This is a genomic window from uncultured Clostridium sp. (genome assembly GCF_963527835.1).
Classification (GTDB): Bacteria; Bacillota; Clostridia; order Clostridiales; family Clostridiaceae; genus Clostridium.
The window spans coordinates 13,752-33,748 of the sequence record NZ_CAURTC010000040.1 but is presented as its reverse complement, the minus strand read 5'-3'; the positions used below and the strand labels follow the sequence as shown (position 1 = coordinate 33,748).

Below are 19,997 nucleotides of genomic sequence, written 5' to 3'. Positions count from 1 at the left end.
TCTATATAGATAGACTCTCTTTTATGAGTGTCTACTATATAGGGTCCATTTTATTAAATAAGGCTTCTTTTTAATTGCTCGGTTTAAAATCAATAGCTGTTTCTGGTATTTTTCCTACTATAATTGTATCTGATACTGGTACTTTAGTTACTATTTCAACTTCATTAGTTTTAAATGGTAAAATCACTCTAACTTTTGATTCAACATTAAGATATATTCTATGTCTAGTCTGATTAATTCCTGCACTTTCAAATCCCGATTCATAATTTGCATTAATATTTCCTACATCTTCAACTCGAATAGCCATTTGTGGTCCTAAATTATAATAAATACTATTATCTGTAAACCATCCTAATGGTATTTTTATTTTTATATCTTCAAGATTTTGCAATTCCTCATTACATTGTATAGATAACTTAGATGCTAAGTAATTCAATTTTACAGTATCCGCTTGAATTAGAGTGATATTTCCATCATTATCTTTTTCTATTTTTATCATTTCATTATAATTAAATTCATCTGCAAAAAGCTTAATACTATTACTATTAATTATATTAAGAACTCTTGATCTTACGGTCATCTCTGCTACTCTATCCAACGATGGCATAACTTTATTATCCAAAAGAACTATTACTGAATTAAAGATAATAACAAGGGCTATACTAATTACTATAATTGGTATATATTTCCGTTTTTTCCGTTTTGTATAATATTTCATTTCACTACCTTTATGACGAGTTATTAGTTTACTCTTATTATAAGTATGCTATAATAATAAAGAATATTATTTAATCATTAACGTAATTTTAGGAGGATAGAATGTCGACTGAAAAAACTCCAAATAAAACAAAAAAAAGTACTAATAAAAACACTAATAATAAAAGAAAAAAGAAGAAAAAGAGAAAAAATAAATTAACTGCCTCTACTATATTAAAGAAAATAGTTATTGGGTTTTTAGCTTTTATATTAGTAGTATCCATCGTAGGTGCAGGATACTTACTTGCAATTATAAAAACTACCCCGCCATTAGATGTTGAAGATGTTTTATCATTAAATCAAGCTTCAAGTTTATATGATAATAGTGAAGAATTTATGGATAATTTACATACAGATGAAGAACGATATGTGATAACTTCTGATAAAATTCCAGACAATCTTAAAAATGCCTTTATATCAATTGAAGATGAACGTTTTTTTAAACATAGAGGAATAGATGTTCAAAGAATATTAGGCGCTGCTTTAACAGATGTAAAGAAAATTTTAACTGGACAAAAAGGACTACATGGTGCTTCTACAGTAACTCAACAACTTATTAAAAATACGGTTCTTACTAATGAAGTATCTATAAAAAGAAAAGTAACGGAAGTTTACTTATCTCTTGATCTTGAAGACCAGTTAAGTAAAGATCAAATAATTACTGCATATTTAAATACAATACCTCTTGGTGGTCAAGTGTATGGTGTTGAAGCTGCCTCATTACTATATTTTAGTAAAAATGCAACTGATTTAAGTTTAATTGAATGTGCTTACTTAGCAGGTATAACTCAAGCACCAAGTTATTATAGTGCTTATAATGAAAATAACCAAAAAGATCCTTCAAGATATATTAATAGGACCTTAACTGTTTTATCTAAAATGAATGAATTAGGTTATATTTCAGAAAGTGAATATAATCAAGGTGTTCAAGATATTAATAATGGCAAATTAGTTTTTAAATCAAGTAAAAAAGATTTTCGTTTAAATTATGAATGGTTTGTTTATCCAGCTGTATCTCAAGTTAAGAGAGATTTAAAGGAAAAATACAAATATACAGATGAAGAAGTTTCTAAATTGATAGTTAATGGTGGTTTAAAAATCTATACTACTATGGATAGAGATTTACAAGATTTTACTCAAAAAACTTTAGATAACTATAAAAATTTAAATGTTGGAAATTCAGAAGCTTATGATGAAAATAAAATTCCATTGTTACAAGCTTCGGCAACAATAACAGACTATAGAAATGGTAAAGTTCTTGCTATGGTTGGTGGAAGAGGTAAACAACTCCCTCAGTCAAACAATAGAGCTTATAACGATTTAAGATCAATAGGTTCTACTACTAAGCCACTTACTGTATATGGCCCTGGTATAGATCAAGAGATAATAACTGCTGCAACATCAATAGATGATGCTCCACTATCACCAGAATTAACAAAAAAATATCCTGCATATGCTCCACCTAATATCCTTAGGAATTCACCTGATGAATACTTAGGTCTTATATCTCCGCGTGAAGGAATAATGTATTCTAAAAATACTGCTTCTGTTATAACGGCAGACACTATTGGTTTAAAAACAGGAATATCTTATGGAGAAAATTTAGGTCTTGTATTTAACAGTGCATCTAAAACTTCTATAGCTACTGTTGCATTGGGTCAATATAATAACAATCCTAATGATAGAGATGGTGGTAATACTTATAAATTAGCAGCTGCATTTGGAAGCTTTGGTAACGATGGTCTATACGTAGAACCTCTACTTTATACAAAAGTAGTTGATCCAAAAGGTAATACAGTATTAGAAGGAAACCCTAAAGAAAAGCAAGTATTTTCACCAGAGACTGCATACATAATGTATGACTTATTGAAAGGACCTGTTAACTTTTATGGTGGTGCCCCTGCTAAATGGGGTGATATGCCTGTTGCTGGTAAAACAGGTACTACTACAGATGCAAAAGACTTATGGTTTGCAGGACTTACTCCTTATCTATCAGGATCAATTTGGGTTGGTTATGATAATCCTAAAACTGTATTTGGTGGATCTGGAACTGTATGTGCTAATTTATGGGGAAAAATAATGGCTAAAGCACATAAAGGAATGGAAATTAAAGATTTAGAGGAACCTAGCGGAATTGTTCATGTTGCTGTATGTAAAGATTCAGGTAAGCTACCATCAAACTTATGTGGCAGTGATCCTAGAGGAAATAGAATTACAGAAGAATTATTTATTGAAGGAACCGAACCACATGAAACATGCAATATTCATATTAGCGGGCGTATAAACAGACTTAATAATAAATTAGCTGGCGCTAATACACCATCATTATTAACTCAAAATAGAGTTTTTATAAGCAAAAAATATCCTAATCCATTAACTAGGGATTATATATACGTACTTCCACATTCACAAGATAATTATACAGAAGAGCAAGCTAATCCAGAGCTTTCTCCTCCAAACGTAAATGAGGAAGGTGAATTAGAAATCCCAAACAATAATGGTACTCCTCAGGAAAATACTAATAGGCCTCCTGAGACTGATCAAAATGATTCAGTATTAAATTCTATATTAAAACCATTAAAACCAAATTAATATGAAAAGCGACACATTAAATTTTTAATGTGTCGTTTTTTATTAAAATAAAAAAAACTCCGTATTCTATTTATTATATAGCATAAAATATATATAAATTTAAATGTTTTTATCGGAAAATGAATAATTGTCAACTTCTCCCTGCATTTTCTATTTTTTATATAATCTCAGTGTTTGCAGACCCTACTTAAACTAATAATCTTTATAATATTAGTTTATTAATTTTGAATTTTTTGCTTTTTATTCTTGCATTTTTTGCTTTTACAATATAAAATTATATTAATCGACATATTTTTTTCTGGTGAAGGAGGCATAAATTTGGATATTTTTAACAATTTACTTATAAAGTTCAATGATTTTTTGTATACATATATTCTTATAGCGTTGTTAATAGTTTTAGGTCTTTATTTTTCTTATAAAACTAAATTTGTTCAATTTAGATTTATAAAAGAAATGTTTAGGTTATTAGGTGACGGCGTTACATCTGAACGAAAAAAAGGCAGTGTAACATCATTCCAAGCCTTTTGTATAAGCACAGCATCAAGAGTAGGAACCGGTAATCTAGCCGGTATTGCTATTGCTATATCTATTGGTGGACCTGGTGCAATATTTTGGATGTGGGTTATAGCTTTAATTGGCGCAGGTTCAAGTTTTGTTGAATCTACATTAGCTCAAATATATAAAATTAAAGATAAAAATGGTGCATTTAGAGGTGGCCCTGCTTATTATATCGAAAAAGGATTAAAGAAAAAATGGATGGGAATTTTATTCTCAATATTAATAACAGTCTCTTTTGGACTAGTATTCAACTCTGTTCAATCGAACACTATTTCTCTAGCTATGAATGAAGCTTTTGGAATAAATCAAATTACTATAGGAATTATATTAACAGCTTTAACTTTAGTAATTATTTTTGGTGGAGTTCACAGAGTTGCTAAAGTATCTGAAATAATTGTTCCTATAATGGCAGTTGTTTATATACTTGTATCACTATTTGTAGTATTCAAAAACTTTAATCATATTCCTAGAGTATTCGCATTAATTTTAGAAAATGCTTTTGGTTTGCAACCAGCTATTGGTGGAACTTTAGGCGGAACTTTAATGACTGGAATAAAAAGAGGTTTATTTTCTAATGAAGCTGGTATGGGTAGTGCTCCAAATGCTGCAGCTACTGCTGATGTAACTCATCCAGTTAAGCAAGGGTTAATTCAAACACTTGGAGTTTTTACAGATACTATAATAATTTGTAGTTGTACAGCATTTATAATATTGCTTGCTGATATAGATTTATCCGGTGGATTAACAGGCATTCAACTAACACAAAATGCTTTAAGTTCTCAAATAGGTAGCTTCGGAACTATATTTGTAGCTATTTGTATATTACTATTTGCATTTAGTTCTATTGTAGGTAACTACTATTATGGTGAATCTAATATTGGATTTTTAAGCAAGAAAAAGATATACTTAATTGTTTACAGAATAGCTGTTGCTTCTATGGTATTTTTTGGAGCCATAGCTAATTTAGACATAGTTTGGAACTTAGCTGATACATTCATGGGCTTCATGGCTATAATAAACTTAATTGCAATTACTCTACTTGGTAAGTTTGCATTTAAAGCATTGGATGACTATAGAGCTCAAAAGAAAGCCGGAATAAAAGAGCCTGTATTTAAAGCTTCGTCTATACCTGAATTAACAAATGTTGATGAATGGAAATAGAGTCAGTTAAAATATAAATACAAAAAAATGTAATGATTAATTAATCATTACATTTTTTTATTTTATCCTGTTTTAAATCAATGCTTATATTATAGTATAATGGCGTAGCGACGTTAAAATTCACTTTTTAAAACATAGCACTGTTCAAATTATTTAATCAGTCACTACTGAATTTTCTGCGCCATATTTTATGTTATTAATTACTTCTTTAGATTCTGTAGTTATAAAAAATTTATTTGTAAATTCTGCATCATTTACATCTTTACCTTTTACTGTAATAACGTAGCAAAGTTCAGAATTTAAATTTTTTTCACCTTTTGTTTTTCTTTCAGCATAAGCTAGTTCAGTTGGATAAACAACTTCTCCATTAGCATTAAATTTATCAAATAAACTCAACGCTTCTTTTTCTGCCTCTTCTTGTGATATATTTATTACAAAATCTTTACATTCTTTTTGAATTGATGAATTAGTGTAATTTTCTAATAAACCATTAGATTTATTTATGCATATTATTATTTCATCTGAATATATAGGATAACCATTTTTACATTTCAAGTATACAAAAGAATAATACGGAAGCTTGTCTGAATCTTTTTCATTCTTTATTCCTCTAAAAACTAACTCTTCATTGTATATCTTCTTTAGATATTCTTCTGACTTTTCTTTTGCTTCATAATATGATATTTCATTTTTGTCTTGTTTAATATCTTTGTTAGCAAAGCCTATAACATTATAATTTTTATCTAAATCTATTCCAAATGAATTTACTGTTATAGTTTTATAGATTAACTTATTCTTGTTACCTAGCGTTTTTACTCGCTTATATGCTATATTCTTGAACTCATCTTTATCATCAATTGCATTTATTGCATGTAATTTCTCTATAAAACTTTTAGCAGCTTTAATATCCCTAGATCCATTTCCTATAAATTTATGCATTACAAATATTACAGTTATACTAAGAATGGCTAAAACAATTACACTAATCATCTTAGTTTTTTTAGAGCTCATTTACATCAATCCTTTATAATAAGGTTTTTTATAATTGTACAATATTACTAAAATTTAATCAAATACTCTATTTTATGTTATATGGTTAATTCCCAATTTATCCTGCATTTGTTTTACTAAATCTTTTCCTACAACTTTAAATATTATAGCTAAAATCATTTCTATTATTCCCATTAAGTTAGATGCAATCATAACTTTTCCATTGTCGACGAAATTTTTATTAACTATCTTTATCTTATTTAACTTTTCAGATTTTATTAGCTTATTTAAATTTTCAATATTAGGAATTGACATTCCTGTTAAAGACTTTATTTGTTCTAATATTGCTATTGAATTTCCTATAGCACATATATAATTACATTGATTATATACTTCTACTATACTTTTTATAACATTTTCATTGTCAATTATATTTTCTATACTTGTTGAATCCGGTAAAATTATAATGCTTGAATCTGAAATACTAACATTTGATGGATTTAATTCAAATTTCAAATTATTACTATAATTAATATCATGAGTTAATGATATTATCTCAAAATTAAATATTTTTTCATCTGATAATTTATTTACTTCATTAAATATATCCCAAAATAAAGTATAATTTGTAATATTTATATTTTCATATATAATAAATGAAACATTTTTTACATTTGAATCTTTAAAATAAAAAAAATTATTCTTAGCAAGTTTAAATGTTGTTTCCTTTTGATATGTTCCACTTTCTTGAAAACCCAATTTATTGGCAAATACCCTGCCACATTCATTTTTGGCTTTATCCAATATCATTTCTCCATCAAAATCAAAGAAGTAATATTCAAGCATAAGTCTCATAGCTTCTTCACCAAACCCCATATTTCTATATTTATGATGAATTTTTATATTAGATCTAGCTACTTTGGTTGTAGGATCATATCCATGAAAACTTACTTCTCCAATAGGCTCATCTTCAACTGTGTATATAAGACAATAAAAATTTCTTCCATCTGTTGGAGATACCATTTTTTTATAAAAACTCTCCCACTTATCTTCCGTAAATTTATATACTCCCCCAATATCCCTCATTGTTTCTTCATCAGCCCATAAATTTGCCGTAAAAGCTAATTCTTCATATTCAGGTTGCTTTATATACACTAATTTGCCATTTCTTCTATACAGTTGATATTCTTTTTGCATAAAATCACCTAATAATTTCTTTATCATATTATTTTAAATATCTCACATTTTCTTGTTTTTATCAATATTTATAATTGAAATAAATGTTAAAACTGTCTATTTAGTTTTCTATTTTAAACTTTTATGCAAAAAATAAAGTTTGCTTATGTTTCTTAGTATATGTATACTTAAGTTTACATAATACTAAACATATTTTTTACTAATAAGTAAAATAAATGGTTAAACGAATATTTTTTTTCTTTTTTTAGCAAAAAAATATTGATTTTTATTAATAAAATTTATATAATATCATTGTTTGTTTAGTAATTTTAAACTTAAGGTTTAGTAAAAGTGAGTATATTATATATTCGACGGTAGGTGTATATTTTGCAAATTGGAGAAAAGATTCGTGTATTAAGAATGGAAAAACAATTAACCCAGGAAGAATTAGCAAATAGATGTGAATTATCTAAGGGATTTATATCCCAACTTGAAAATGATTTAACATCTCCATCAATTGCTACTTTGATGGACATACTAGAAATCTTAGGAACTAATTTAAATGAGTTTTTTAGTGAAACAAAAGAAGAACAAGTTATATTTAGTAATGATGATATGTTTAAAACAGATGATGAAGAGCTAAAGTATTCATTAATGTGGTTGGTCCCTAACGCTCAAAAAAATGCTATGGAACCAATTATGATTACTATTGAGCCAGGTGGGCAATATATTGAGGAAGAACCACATGATGGTGAAGAATTTGGTTATGTATTATCTGGAAGTATTTATCTACATTTAGGAAAAAGAAAACTGAAAGTTAAAAAGAATGAAAGCTTTTATTTTAAACCAAAGGTTAATCATTATATTTCTAATGCTGGGAAAACACCAGCAAAAGTTATTTGGATAAGTACTCCACCATCATTTTAAATTTTAGAGAGAGGTGCTTTAGGTGAGCGGTAATATAATTAAATTAAATAACATAAGTAAATCTTACGGTGAACAAAAAATATTAGATAATTTATCTTTAACCATTAGGAAAAATGAATTTTTAACATTGTTAGGACCCAGTGGTTGTGGTAAAACAACTACCCTAAAGATAATTGCTGGTTTTGAAACGGCGGATACAGGAGAAGTCTTATTTAAAAATGAAGATATTTCTGATCTTCCACCTTACAAAAGACAAGTAAATACCGTATTCCAAAAGTATGCATTATTTCCTCATATGAATGTATACGAAAATATTGCTTTTGGGCTTAAATTAAAAAAACTCCCTAAAGATAAAATAACAAAAAATGTTAAAGAAATCCTTGAACTTGTTGCATTAAAAGGCTTTGAAAAAAGAAGCATAACTTCATTAAGCGGTGGACAACAACAAAGAGTTGCAATAGCTAGAGCTTTAGTTAATAAACCTGAAGTATTACTTCTTGATGAACCTTTAGGTGCATTAGATTTAAAGCTTAGAAAAGAAATGCAAATAGAATTGAAAAAAATCCAACAAGAAGTTGGTATTACATTTATCTTCGTAACTCATGATCAAGAAGAGGCATTAACTATGTCTGATACTATAATTGTCATGAATAAAGGTGTTATTCAACAAATGGGTAGCCCTGAAGATATTTATAACGAACCTGCTAATGCTTTTGTTGCAGATTTCATTGGTGAAAGTAATATTTTAACTGGAATCATGATTGATGATTTTAATGTTGAATTTTGCAACAAGAGATTTAACTGTGTTGACAAGAGTTTTGAAAAAATGGAAATTATTGATGTAGTAATAAGACCTGAAGATATAAAAATAGTTGAAGCTGAAAAAGGAATGCTTAAAGGCATAGTAAAATCTATAATGTTCAAAGGAGTTCATTATGAAATGCAAGTAGAGGTAGATGATTTCACATTCATTCTTCACAACACCAAATCTGTAGACGTTGATAATGAAATCGGATTAGATATATATCCTGAAGATATACATATTATGAAAAAGAGTGATGATAATGCGTAAAAAAAGTACTTCAATTTTAGCATATCCTTATTTTATATGGAGTGCACTATTTATAGTTATTCCTTTAATTATAGTTTTATTTTTTAGCTTTACTATAAAAACTGCTTCAGGTTACTCATTTTCTTTAGAAAATTATAATAATTTATTTAATTCTCAATACTTATATATATTTAAACAGTCTATATTATTAGCTTTTAAATCAACTATAGCTTGTTTAATTATTGGATATCCTGTTTCATACATAATTTCAAAAATGAATTTGGATAAAAGAAATTTTTTAATAATGTTATTTATTTTACCAATGTGGATGAACTTTTTATTAAGAACTTATGCTTGGGTACCTATCTTAGGAAAAACAGGTTTAATAAACTTATTACTTGGCAAAATAGGTATAGGACCTATTTCTTTTCTTTATAATGATGGTGCTGTTTTACTAGGAATGATTTATAACTTCTTACCATTTATGGTTCTTCCTATTTACACAATATTAATAAAGATGGATCAAGATTTAATAAATGCTGCACATGATTTAGGTGCAAATAGATTTAAAGTTTTTATAAGAATTGTATTACCGCTTAGCATGCCAGGAATACTTTCTGGAGTCACTATGGTATTTATGCCTGCTGTTTCTACCTTTGTAATCTCAAGATTATTAGGCGGAGGTCAATACATGTTGATTGGAAACGTGATTGAGCAACAATTTACAACCATGGGTGATTGGAATTTCGGATCTGCGATTTCAATATTAATGATGATAATTATATTAATATTTATGGGCATTACTTCTAGATTCGAAAATGATGACAGCAAAGAAGGTGGTGGACAATTATGGTAAGTAGATTAGAGAATTTTATTAAAAAATCCTATTTGATTATTATATTTTTATTCTTATATACACCTATCATTACTTTGATGGTATTTTCATTTAATAAATCAAAAACCATGGGAAAATGGACTGGATTTACGTTTAAGTGGTATAAAGAATTATTCAACAATGAAAGACTTATGTCTGCACTTTATTATACTTTATTAATAGCTGTTATAGCATCAATTATAGCTACTATAATTGGTACAATAAGTGCAATCGGTATACACAAACTGAGAGGCAAAAAAAAATCTTTCATATTAAATATTAATTATTTACCTGTTTTAAACCCAGATATAGTTACAGGTATAGCACTTATGTCTATGTTTATATTTATTAATTTAAAATTTGGATTTACTACTATGTTATTAGCACACATTACATTTGATATTCCTTATGTAATTCTTTCAGTTCTTCCAAAATTAAAGCAGTTACCTGAAAATACTGTAGAAGCTGCGGAAGATTTAGGTGCTACTCCACTATATGCTATTAGAAAAGTTATACTACCTCAAATAAAGCCTGGTATAGTCTCAGGGTTCCTTATGGCATTTACAATGTCAATAGATGACTTCGTTATAAGTTTCTTTACAACAGGTCCTGGAGTTACTAATTTATCTATAGAGATTTACTCTATGGCTAGAAGAGGTATTAAGCCGGAAATTAATGCTCTTTCAACATTAATGTTCTTAGCTGTTTTAACTTTATTAATAATAGTAAATAAAAAACAAAATTTTACAAGGGGTGAACAATTTGAAAAAATTTAAATTATTCGGTGCTTTAGCATTAACAAGTTTATTAACTTTAGGTCTTTTTTCTGGATGTTCTGATAAAAATTCAGGACAAAATGGTACAGTCTATTTCTATAATTGTGGTGACTATATTGATGAAAATTTATTATCAAAATTTCAAAATGAAACTGGTATTAAAGTTGAATACTCTACTTATGATACAAATGAAATCATGTATCAAAAATTAAAAAGTAGCCCTAGCAGCTATGACTTAGTTATACCTTCTGATTATATGATTGAAAAAATGATACAAGAAGATATGATTGAAGAATTAGATTTTAATAATATTCCAAACTATGAGTATATAGATGATGCTTATAAAAATTTATCTTATGATGCAAATAACAAGTATTCTGTTCCTTATATGTGGGGTACTATTGGAATAATATACAACCCTGATATAGTTACAGAACCAGTTAAAAGTTGGGATATATTATGGAACGAAAAATATAATAATAAGCAACTAATAATGTTTGATTCAATGCGTGACACTCTTGCTATTGGATTAAAAAAGCTTGGTTATTCTATAAATAGTACAAATCCTGATGAAATAAATGCAGCTACTAAAGAGTTAGTAAAACAAAAGCAAACAATTTCGCCTCTTTATTATGTAGATGAAGTTAAAGATAAAATGATAAGTGAAGAAGCTGTTATGGCAACTGTTTGGTCTGGAGATGCTGCTTTCATAAGATCAGAGAATCCTAAATTAGAGTACGTTATTCCTGAAGAAGGATCTAATAAATGGTTTGATGGTATGGTTGTTCCAAAAAATGCTCCAAATAAAGAAAATGCTGAAAAACTAATCAACTTTCTTTGCGATCCTGACAATGCAAAACAAAATGTTGATTACATAGGATATTCAACACCTAATAAAGATGTTTATGATATGTTAGAAGATAATATCAAATATGATGAAGGTGTTTATCCATCAAAAGAAGTCTTAGATAAATGTGAAATATTTACTGATTTAGGTAATTCATTAAAACTATATGACGATGCTTGGATGAAAATTAAAACAGCTAAATAATAAAAAAATCGCCAAGACGACTGTGGAGACGTTGATTTTTTTAGCCATGTACCCTTTCCAAACGCAGTGCAGGAATAATGGTTGCGGCATATGATTATTTTTTAGTCTTTAGATATACTAATAGTACCTTTAAAACACAGTATTTTTTTAGTTATCCACAGATTGTCCAGCATTATAATTTCCTAAAGAATAAAAAATCCTTAGATAAAGTAAACTTTATCTAAGGATTTCTTAATTATAAGGCACATTCAAATAAATAACTAGTCAGTATGCTAGTTTATTTTGTGAACTACTTCTTCCTTGGAACCTACTAATAGCACAACTATTCGTAGGTTCCAAGTCATTGTATTTCATAAAATATCCGTCGCATATTTGACTTGTTATTTATTTTCATATGCCTAAATTAACTTCTGGAAACCATAGTTTTAGCTCTTCTTCTGCACTCTCTGCATTGTCTGATGCATGAACACAATTTTCAGTCTTACTTCTAGCATATCTATGTCTTATAGTCCCTTCTGCTGCATCATCAGGACTTGTAGCTCCATTTATTTTTCTAACCTTATTTATTGCATCTTCGCCTGTTAGAATCATTGCGCATAATGGACTGCCAGTTATAAATTCTATTAATTCTTCATAGAAATCCTTTCCTTTATGTTGTGAATAATGTTGTTCTGCTATTTCTCTTGTTGCCTTCATCATTTTTATTTCAACGACTTTTAAGCCATTAGCCTCATAGCAGCTTATAATATTACCTATTATATTTCTTTTAACTCCATCAGGTTTAATTAAGACCATAGTTTTTTCACTCATATTGATACCCTCCTTTTATGCTACATAATTATTATATGCATTATAATAATTATTATATACCTTTTCACAAGGTTTACATACCTTATGTTATAATATACTATAACATATTATAACATAAGGAAGTGTGTTTATGAAAAGGTATTCTATAAAAATTTTAGGAAGAGTTCAAGGGGTTGGGTTCAGATACTTTTCTCAGCTATGTAAAGAATGAAAAAAGATTTAAAGTAAAATATTAAAGGGACAATAAATAATTTGTTTTTACACAAAATTATCTTTGCCCCAAAATATAAATCTAATTTATATAATACTTATTAAGCTATTACTTCTTCAATTGACTCTTTTGCTTTAATTTCTTCAAAGAATTTTTCTGTTTCTTGAATTACAACTTTTCTAAGCCCTATTAATCCTATTAAATTAGGTAATGCCATACAACCATTAACTATATCTGCTATTATAAATATTAATTCTAATGGTAAAAATGGTCCTATAGCAACTAGCATTATATATATTATTCTATATGGCATAATTGATTTAGTACCAAATAAATATTGAATACATTTTTCACCGTAGTAATTCCAACCAATTATTGTTGTAAAAGCAAAGAATATTAGCCCTATATTAACAATATATTTACCTAGCATTGCAATCGGTAAACCCATTTCAAATGCTACCGATGTAAGCCTTGCACCTTCTATTGTCGCTCCTACTTCAAATATTCCAGTAGATCCACTTGTTATTACTATTGCAAGTCCTGTCATTGTACAAACAATTATTGTATCAAAAAAAGTACCTGTCATTGAAATTAATCCTTGTCTAGCTGGTGAATTAGTTTTAGCTGCTGCTGCTGCTATTGGAGCACTACCAAGACCTGATTCATTAGAAAATACTCCCCTAGCTACACCATTCCTTATAGCCATTGTAACTGTAATACCTAAAACTCCACCGCCTATAGCTTTTGTATTAAAGGCACTTTCAAATATTAACCCTATTGCTGCTGGAACGGCTGTATAATTAAATGCAAGAACTAATATTGCTCCAATTATATATGCTACCGCCATAAATGGTACAAGAGTTTCTGAAACCTTAGATATTCTCTTTATTCCACCTAAAGTTACTAATGCTACTAATGCTGTTACAATTATTGCTGTTACATGTAATGGTATATTAAAATTAGCCGCTGCTGCTGCTATTGAATTTACTTGTCCAAAAGTTCCAATTCCAAAAAATGCAACTCCAACACCAAATAATGCAAATAACTTTGCAAGCCATTTTAATCCAAGACCGTTTTGTATATAATACATTGGCCCCCCACACATTTCTCCATTTTCATCTACTTCTCTATATTTTATAGCAAGTAAACCTTCTGCATATTTAGTTGCCATTCCAAAAAAAGCTGCAATCCACATCCAAAATAATGCGCCTGGTCCTCCAGCTTTTATTGCTGTAGCAACTCCAACTATATTACCTGTTCCTATAGTTGCTGATAAAGCTGTACATAAAGCAGCAAAGCTAGATACATCTCCTTTTGCATCTTCACTTTTAGCTTCTTCATCTTTACCAAATACAAATTTTAAAGCCATTGGTAACTTGAATACTTGAAGAAATTTAAGACGAATGGTTAAATATAAACCAGTTCCTACTAAAAGAATTAGTAATGGTGGTCCCCAAATGATGCTGTCTATTTTTTCAAAAAAACTTTGAACTCCAGCTGTTGATAATAAGAAATTTGATAATAACATAAAAAAATCCCCCTTAATTTTTGATTATGGAGGAGAATAAGAATTAACTCAAAATGAGTTTAATAATCCTATCCCCTGTCCTTTTACCTGAGAGTTTCAGCAAATAAAATTTGCCTTGCTCCTTCGGTGCTCATATAAATATGAGTCTCTCCAGAGGCTCGTCCAGTAGCGGTCCTAATACCTGAAAGATTTCCCTCTTCGGTGTATTATTGTAAATAATAATAACTCTCCCACTACCTTCATCCGAACGTTCTAAAAATTTATTATTCAATTATATATTTATATTATAATTAATGCAAGTATTTTTAAATTCTTTAATACATATAATATTAATATTTGTATTATTTTGTGTTATTTAATTTATATATCACAATAATGCGAACATTAATATTTTTCTATAAAAATAAAATTTTCTAAAACATCTCTTAAATTATGAATTGTAAAATAAGATAGAAAAATGCTAATTTAAGTATTTCTCTACCTTATAATAAATTTTAACTTTAATTTTAAATTTTTTTTGACATTATGCATAAAGATTTAGCTTCTTCAAAGTTGTGCTTTAAATAAAAGTTTTTTAAATCATTGTTTTGAGTTGATAAATACATAAAGTCTACATCTAATTTCTTTACTTCACTTTCAGCACTATTAATTAATTTACTTCCAATATTTTTTCCTTGAATCTTCTTTGAAACAAATACTTCTTTTATATTAAATTGTCTACCTTCAAACCACTCTTCACAGTTTCCAAAAAGTGCTCCATAAATTTTATTATCTTCAATATATTTAATTCCAACAAAATGCGGAGATCTATATATATCGTGTAATCTTCTGTATGCCCCTTCTACTGTCCACTTATCATTCCATGGTTCTTCATTAAAAGCTTCTACAAATATCTTTGCACATTCTTCTATGTCACTCTCATTAATTCTCAAAATTTCCATATAATCTTCACCTTTTCCCTAAATTATACGAATTAATATATTTAAATTATGTTTTAAATATATGTTGATATATACAATAGGCAAAATGGTATATATCAACACTTTACTAAAACATACATTCAATTTATATTTCTAAATCACCTAATTTTCCTTTTTTCTTCAATTTTAATAATAAATCTTCTGGTTTACTATTAATTATAAGTTCATCAGGAAAATCTATTTCTTTAAGTAATTCAATTGCACTTGTAAATTCACCTATTTTAGTACAAAAATGTGCGTCACTATTTATAACTAATTTAGCTCTATATTTCTTACAAAGTAAAGCTACTTCCTTGCAATTTTCTTCACTTCCAATTCTTGAAGTTGTAAAAGAGCTATTATTTATTTCAACTAAAACATCATTTTCAAAAGCACATTTTACTACCTTTTCAAAATCTATTGGCACTTGTGGATTACCAATATGACCCATTATATCTATTTTTCCATTTTTAATTGCATTCATAAAAGCATTTGTATTTTCCTCTTTAGTGCCCACTGTATAAACTCCTGGCTGTGGATGTATACTTCCAATAACAATATCAACTTTATTTAAAGTATATTCATCCATATCTAAATTACCTTCATAATCACTTATGTTTGCCTCTACGCCATAAAGCATAGTAACTCCATACATTTCTCTTGGTAATACTTTATAGTTATGAAAATACCAAATGTGAGGTGAATTTGGCATTGTTATTCCATGTTCCGTTGTACCTAAAACCTTTATTCCTTTTTCTGAAGCAACTTTAGCATTCTCCATTAAAGTAGAATACGCATGACCACTAACCAATGTATGAGTATGTACATCTAATGCATATTTCATCAAAATCCCTCTTTTCATCTATGTGTTTAATTTATATTTCAACTATCATACTATCATAATTAAAATATAAATTAAACTTTTTTAAAATTTACATATAGAATACTTTATTCTTTATTCCAAATTATCCTATAATAGTTTTATTTATGTTATAATAGTTTTATTTATGATATAATATGCTCAAATTAAATTAATATATACAATCACTTTTAAGGAGGACTTTTTATGATAAAATTAATTGCAACAGATATGGATGGGACTTTATTAGATGAAAATGGACATTTACCAGAAAGCTTTACAGAAGTTTTAGATCTAATAACAAAAAAAGATGTAAAATTTGTTATAGCAAGTGGAAGACCTTACCCTACTTTACAAACAAACTTTGGTCCTGTAGCTAATAGATTATCATATATTACTGATAATGGAGCTCTAGTATATCATAATAATGAGCTAATTTTTAAAGATGTCATGGATAAAAATGTAATACAAGATATAATAAAAGAAGCTAGAAAGATAAAAAATATTGCAATAGTATTATGTGGTGTAGAATGTGCTTATTTAGAAAATTTTTCTGATGAATATTTAAAACAAATACATAGGTTCTATGTAAGATATGAAGTTGTTGATGATATTTCTAAAGTTGAAGATGATATAATCAAAGTAACTTTATGTGACTTAGATCATGCAATAAAAAATTCAAATCCAGTTATAGAACCACTATTTGGAAATAATTTCAACGTAGTTATTACAGATAAGTTTTGGCTTGATATAACTAATAAAACAGTAAATAAGGGTACTGCATTAAGAAAAATAATGGAAAATGATAATATTATAAAAGAAGAAACTATGGCATTTGGAAATTATTATAACGATATAGAAATGTTAAATGAAGCAGAATACAGCTTTGTTATGAAAAATGCTCCGGAAGATATGAAGCAACATTCAAAATACATAGCTGAAAGCAATGAAGATTATGGTGTATTAGGAGCTATAATGGAACATGTAGTTGTATAATAATCAATTTATTTTACAGTAGCATTAAAATAAAAACATAATTAGCAACATGATATTTAGAGTTAATATAATTACTTAAAATTTTATAAAACATAATAAAAAATTTATCTTTATAGAAATAGCAATTTTTATAACACTTTTAGCAACTGTATAAAGAACTATAACACTTTTAGCAACTGTAATAGTTCTTTATACAGTTGCTAAAAATAAAAGAAGTAATTTTTTATGTATTAAGATAAATGAATAGTTTTAGCAAAGTATATATTATACTCTTCTAAAACTATTCATTTTATATTTCTAAATCTTATAATTTTCTTTTTTATTTAATCTTAATAACAAATCTTCTGGTTTACTATTAATTATAAATTCGTCTGGAAAATCCACTTCTTTAAGTAATTCAATTGCACTTATAAATTCACATATTTTAGTACAAAAATGTGCATCACTATTTATAACCAATTTAGCTCCATATTTTTTGCAAAGTAAAACTACTTATTTATAGTTTTCTTTACTTCCAATAACTATATTAACTTTAAAATGTAAATTAAACTTTTTTTAAATTTACATATTAAATATTTTATCACAAATTATGTTATACGCTGAATTCTTTAAAGGTATTAACATTTATGATATGATGTAACTAATTAAATTAAAAGTACAAGCACTTTGAGGAGGACTTTATGATAAAATTGATCGCAACAGATATGGATGGAACTTTATTAGATGGAAAAGGACATTTACCAGAAAGCTTCACAGAAGTTTTAGATTTAATAACAGAAAAAGATGTTAAATTAGTTATAGCTAGTGGAAGACCATATGCTACATTACAAACGAACTTTGGTCCTATAGCTAAAAAATTATCATATATTACTGATAACGGAGCACTAGTATATGATAATAATGAGCTAATCTTTAAAGATGTTATGGATAAAAATGTAGTACAAGATATAATAAAAACAGCTAGAAAAATAGAAAATACAACTATAGTATTATGCGGAGCAGAATGTGCTTATTTAGAAAATTGTTCTGAAGAATACTTAAAAGAAATACAAAAATATTATGTAAAATATGAAGTTGTTGAGGATATTTCTAAAGTTGAGGCTGACATAATTAAAGTAACTTTATGTGATTTAGATCATGCAATAAAAAATTCAAATCCAGTTATAAGCCTATTATTCGGAAATGACTTAAATGTAGTTGTAGCTGGTGAACTATGGCTTGATATAATGAACAAGACAGTAAACAAAGGTACTGCTTTAAGAAAAATAATGGAAACTGATAACATCTCAAAGGAAGAAACAATGGCATTTGGAGATTATTATAATGACATAGAAATGCTAAATGAAGCTGAATATAGCTTTGTTATGAAGAATGCTCCAGAAGACATGAAACAACATGCAAAATACATAGCAGAAAGCAATGAAGATTACGGTGTATTAGGAGCTATAATGGAACATGTAGTTCTATAATAGCCAAGTGTTAATATATGCATAAATAAAGTGGACTGAGTAATTGAACTTAGGAATTCTAAAATGAGTATAATCCCATTTTAGCTTGTTCCCAATATAAAATTGAGACAAGCAGTAAATGTGACAATACTCATTAAGAATTCTCAAAGTTCAATTACAATGCCACTTTACATATTGCATATATTAACACCATTTTAAATAGATCATAACTTGGAATTTATACTTTTATTTTTTAACACTCTACTCTATTTCTCTTTTCACCTTTATTATACACTCTTATATTTTCTAATAAATCAGTAAATAATCTATTTCTTGCTTCTTCACTTGCCCATGCTATATGTGGACTTAAAACTAATTTTTCTTTATTTTTAACATTTAGTAATGGATTACTTTCTGGAATTGGCTCTATTTCAAATACATCTAAGCCTGCACCACCTATTAAGTTTTCATCAATAGCTTTTGCTAAATCTGCATCCACTACTATTGGACCTCTTCCCATATTAATTAGTATGCTGTCTTCTTTCATCTTTTTAAATGCTTCATAATTCATTAGCCCTTTTGTATTTTCATTTAATGGAGCATGTATAGATATTACATCAGCTTTCTCTAATAACTCCTCAAAAGATACTCTATCATATTCTGAATTTGAGTTTTTTCCTGAAGTTGAATAGTAAACCACTTTGCATCCAAATGCATCTGCAATTTTAGCAACTCTTTTTCCAATAGCTCCAAGTCCAATTATTCCCCATACCTTACCATCAATATCTTTATAAACTTCATCTACATTGGTAAAGATATTAGATCTTGAATATTCTTTAGACTTAACATAATTATCAAAATATGAAATCTTATCATATAAATTAAGTGCCATAGCAAAAGTATGTTGTGCTACTGCATTTGTAGAATATCCAGCTACATTAGTTACTGCTATATTATTTTCTTTAGCATACTTTATGTCTATATTATTAAATCCAGTTGCCATTTCACAGATCAATTCCAAATTTTTAGCCTTCTTTAAATTATTTTCATTTAATACAACTTTATTAGTTAATACTATATTAGCATTCTTTATTCTTTCTTCAACTTCATTACTTGAAGTTAAATCATAATATGTTACATTACCAAATTCATTAAGTTTTGAAAAATCTACATTCCCTAAAGTTCTTCCATCAAGTACTACTATTTGTTTCATAAAAAATAAGACCCCTCTCTATATTTCAATTAATTTTTATTATATCATAAGATACTTTATT

18 protein-coding genes and 1 riboswitch are annotated in these 19,997 nt (G+C 27.7%); of the genes, 9 read left to right on the top strand and 9 right to left on the bottom strand.

All coding sequences use genetic code 11. From position 1 onward, the window contains the following. Positions 1-70: 70 nt before the first annotated feature. Positions 71-718: a sporulation protein YunB gene (yunB, locus tag RYM86_RS15500; RefSeq protein ID WP_315081617.1), complete on the bottom strand. Its 648-nt coding sequence runs from the start codon at positions 716-718 to the stop codon at positions 71-73. 101 nt (positions 719-819) lie between these two features. Here yunB and RYM86_RS15495 point away from each other — a divergent pair, with 101 nt between their 5' ends. Beyond that, positions 820-3,348 (top strand): transglycosylase domain-containing protein, encoded by a 2,529-nt coding sequence (locus tag RYM86_RS15495; RefSeq protein ID WP_315081616.1) that lies wholly within the window; start codon positions 820-822, stop codon positions 3,346-3,348. Positions 3,349-3,666: 318 nt separating this feature from the next. Further along, complete coding sequence (locus RYM86_RS15490) at positions 3,667-5,067, top strand: alanine/glycine:cation symporter family protein (protein WP_315081615.1); 1,401 nt, start codon at positions 3,667-3,669, stop codon at positions 5,065-5,067. Between the two features lie 153 nt (positions 5,068-5,220). Here RYM86_RS15490 and RYM86_RS15485 read toward each other — a convergent pair whose 3' ends face one another. Both RYM86_RS15485 and RYM86_RS15480 read right to left on the bottom strand, forming a co-directional pair. Further along, positions 5,221-6,078, bottom strand: coding sequence for a YcdB/YcdC domain-containing protein (locus tag RYM86_RS15485; RefSeq protein ID WP_315081614.1), 858 nt, complete (start codon positions 6,076-6,078; stop codon positions 5,221-5,223). Positions 6,079-6,150: 72 nt separating this feature from the next. Next, complete coding sequence (locus RYM86_RS15480; protein WP_315081613.1) at positions 6,151-7,281, bottom strand: GNAT family N-acetyltransferase; 1,131 nt, start codon at positions 7,279-7,281, stop codon at positions 6,151-6,153. A gap of 339 nt (positions 7,282-7,620) precedes the next feature. Here RYM86_RS15480 and RYM86_RS15475 point away from each other — a divergent pair, with 339 nt between their 5' ends. Genes RYM86_RS15475 through RYM86_RS15455 form a run of 5 tightly spaced genes read left to right on the top strand, consistent with a single transcriptional unit; the run spans position 7,621 to position 11,912 of the window. Continuing rightward, positions 7,621-8,160: a helix-turn-helix domain-containing protein gene (locus tag RYM86_RS15475; RefSeq protein ID WP_012449673.1), complete on the top strand. Its 540-nt coding sequence runs from the start codon at positions 7,621-7,623 to the stop codon at positions 8,158-8,160. Between the two features lie 22 nt (positions 8,161-8,182). Then, positions 8,183-9,232, top strand: a complete 1,050-nt coding sequence (gene potA, locus RYM86_RS15470) for a spermidine/putrescine ABC transporter ATP-binding protein (RefSeq protein WP_315081612.1) — start codon at positions 8,183-8,185, stop codon at positions 9,230-9,232. Next, positions 9,225-10,067: an ABC transporter permease gene (locus tag RYM86_RS15465; protein ID WP_315081611.1), complete on the top strand. Its 843-nt coding sequence runs from the start codon at positions 9,225-9,227 to the stop codon at positions 10,065-10,067. Before potA ends, RYM86_RS15465 begins: the two co-directional genes overlap by 8 nt. After that, a complete protein-coding gene (locus RYM86_RS15460) occupies positions 10,061-10,861 on the top strand; it encodes an ABC transporter permease (RefSeq protein ID WP_315081610.1) in 801 nt (266 codons plus the stop codon). The genes RYM86_RS15465 and RYM86_RS15460 overlap by 7 nt, the downstream gene beginning before the upstream one ends. After that, entirely contained in the window at positions 10,848-11,912 is a 1,065-nt protein-coding gene (locus RYM86_RS15455; RefSeq protein ID WP_315081608.1) for a spermidine/putrescine ABC transporter substrate-binding protein, read from the top strand. Before RYM86_RS15460 ends, RYM86_RS15455 begins: the two co-directional genes overlap by 14 nt. Before the next feature lie 390 nt (positions 11,913-12,302). Here RYM86_RS15455 and ndk read toward each other — a convergent pair whose 3' ends face one another. From ndk to RYM86_RS15435, 4 genes are all read right to left on the bottom strand, one after another. Then, the gene (ndk, locus tag RYM86_RS15450) at positions 12,303-12,722 is read right to left on the bottom strand and encodes a nucleoside-diphosphate kinase (RefSeq protein ID WP_315081606.1); all 420 of its coding nucleotides are present in this window, start codon (positions 12,720-12,722) and stop codon (positions 12,303-12,305) included. 311 nt (positions 12,723-13,033) lie between these two features. Next, entirely contained in the window at positions 13,034-14,461 is a 1,428-nt protein-coding gene (locus RYM86_RS15445; protein WP_315081604.1) for a sodium:alanine symporter family protein, read from the bottom strand. A gap of 65 nt (positions 14,462-14,526) precedes the next feature. Then, positions 14,527-14,625: riboswitch (glycine riboswitch) on the bottom strand. Positions 14,626-14,967: 342 nt separating this feature from the next. Further along, entirely contained in the window at positions 14,968-15,402 is a 435-nt protein-coding gene (locus RYM86_RS15440; protein WP_315081602.1) for a GNAT family N-acetyltransferase, read from the bottom strand. A 124-nt stretch (positions 15,403-15,526) separates the two neighbouring features. Continuing rightward, complete coding sequence (locus RYM86_RS15435) at positions 15,527-16,264, bottom strand: phosphatase (protein WP_315081601.1); 738 nt, start codon at positions 16,262-16,264, stop codon at positions 15,527-15,529. 222 nt (positions 16,265-16,486) lie between these two features. Between RYM86_RS15435 and RYM86_RS15430 the strand changes: the two genes are divergently transcribed. Continuing rightward, a complete protein-coding gene (locus tag RYM86_RS15430) occupies positions 16,487-17,275 on the top strand; it encodes an HAD family hydrolase (protein WP_315081599.1) in 789 nt (262 codons plus the stop codon). Between the two features lie 297 nt (positions 17,276-17,572). Here RYM86_RS15430 and RYM86_RS15425 read toward each other — a convergent pair whose 3' ends face one another. Further along, positions 17,573-17,734: a hypothetical protein gene (locus RYM86_RS15425; RefSeq protein ID WP_315081598.1), complete on the bottom strand. Its 162-nt coding sequence runs from the start codon at positions 17,732-17,734 to the stop codon at positions 17,573-17,575. A 221-nt stretch (positions 17,735-17,955) separates the two neighbouring features. Between RYM86_RS15425 and RYM86_RS15420 the strand changes: the two genes are divergently transcribed. Beyond that, positions 17,956-18,744, top strand: a complete 789-nt coding sequence (locus RYM86_RS15420; protein ID WP_315081597.1) for an HAD family hydrolase — start codon at positions 17,956-17,958, stop codon at positions 18,742-18,744. Between the two features lie 232 nt (positions 18,745-18,976). Here the strand turns inward: RYM86_RS15420 and RYM86_RS15415 are convergent, their stop codons facing one another. Then, a complete protein-coding gene (locus RYM86_RS15415) occupies positions 18,977-19,936 on the bottom strand; it encodes a D-2-hydroxyacid dehydrogenase (protein WP_315081596.1) in 960 nt (319 codons plus the stop codon). Positions 19,937-19,997: the final 61 nt, after the last annotated feature.

What these genes read in the sequence shown, in the direction of transcription:
- RYM86_RS15435 (WP_315081601.1), bottom strand. Translation starts at nt 16,264, where the DNA reads ATGAAATATGCATTAGATGTACATACTCATACATTGGTTAGTGGTCAT.
- RYM86_RS15495 (WP_315081616.1), top strand. Translation starts at nt 820, where the DNA reads ATGTCGACTGAAAAAACTCCAAATAAAACAAAAAAAAGTACTAATAAA.
- RYM86_RS15485 (WP_315081614.1), bottom strand. Translation starts at nt 6,078, where the DNA reads ATGAGCTCTAAAAAAACTAAGATGATTAGTGTAATTGTTTTAGCCATT.
- RYM86_RS15440 (WP_315081602.1), bottom strand. Translation starts at nt 15,402, where the DNA reads ATGGAAATTTTGAGAATTAATGAGAGTGACATAGAAGAATGTGCAAAG.
- RYM86_RS15420 (WP_315081597.1), top strand. Translation starts at nt 17,956, where the DNA reads ATGATAAAATTGATCGCAACAGATATGGATGGAACTTTATTAGATGGA.
- RYM86_RS15465 (WP_315081611.1), top strand. Translation starts at nt 9,225, where the DNA reads ATGCGTAAAAAAAGTACTTCAATTTTAGCATATCCTTATTTTATATGG.
- RYM86_RS15415 (WP_315081596.1), bottom strand. Translation starts at nt 19,936, where the DNA reads ATGAAACAAATAGTAGTACTTGATGGAAGAACTTTAGGGAATGTAGAT.
- RYM86_RS15445 (WP_315081604.1), bottom strand. Translation starts at nt 14,461, where the DNA reads ATGTTATTATCAAATTTCTTATTATCAACAGCTGGAGTTCAAAGTTTT.
- RYM86_RS15460 (WP_315081610.1), top strand. Translation starts at nt 10,061, where the DNA reads ATGGTAAGTAGATTAGAGAATTTTATTAAAAAATCCTATTTGATTATT.
- yunB (WP_315081617.1), bottom strand. Translation starts at nt 718, where the DNA reads ATGAAATATTATACAAAACGGAAAAAACGGAAATATATACCAATTATA.
- ndk (WP_315081606.1), bottom strand. Translation starts at nt 12,722, where the DNA reads ATGAGTGAAAAAACTATGGTCTTAATTAAACCTGATGGAGTTAAAAGA.
- RYM86_RS15480 (WP_315081613.1), bottom strand. Translation starts at nt 7,281, where the DNA reads ATGATAAAGAAATTATTAGGTGATTTTATGCAAAAAGAATATCAACTG.
- RYM86_RS15430 (WP_315081599.1), top strand. Translation starts at nt 16,487, where the DNA reads ATGATAAAATTAATTGCAACAGATATGGATGGGACTTTATTAGATGAA.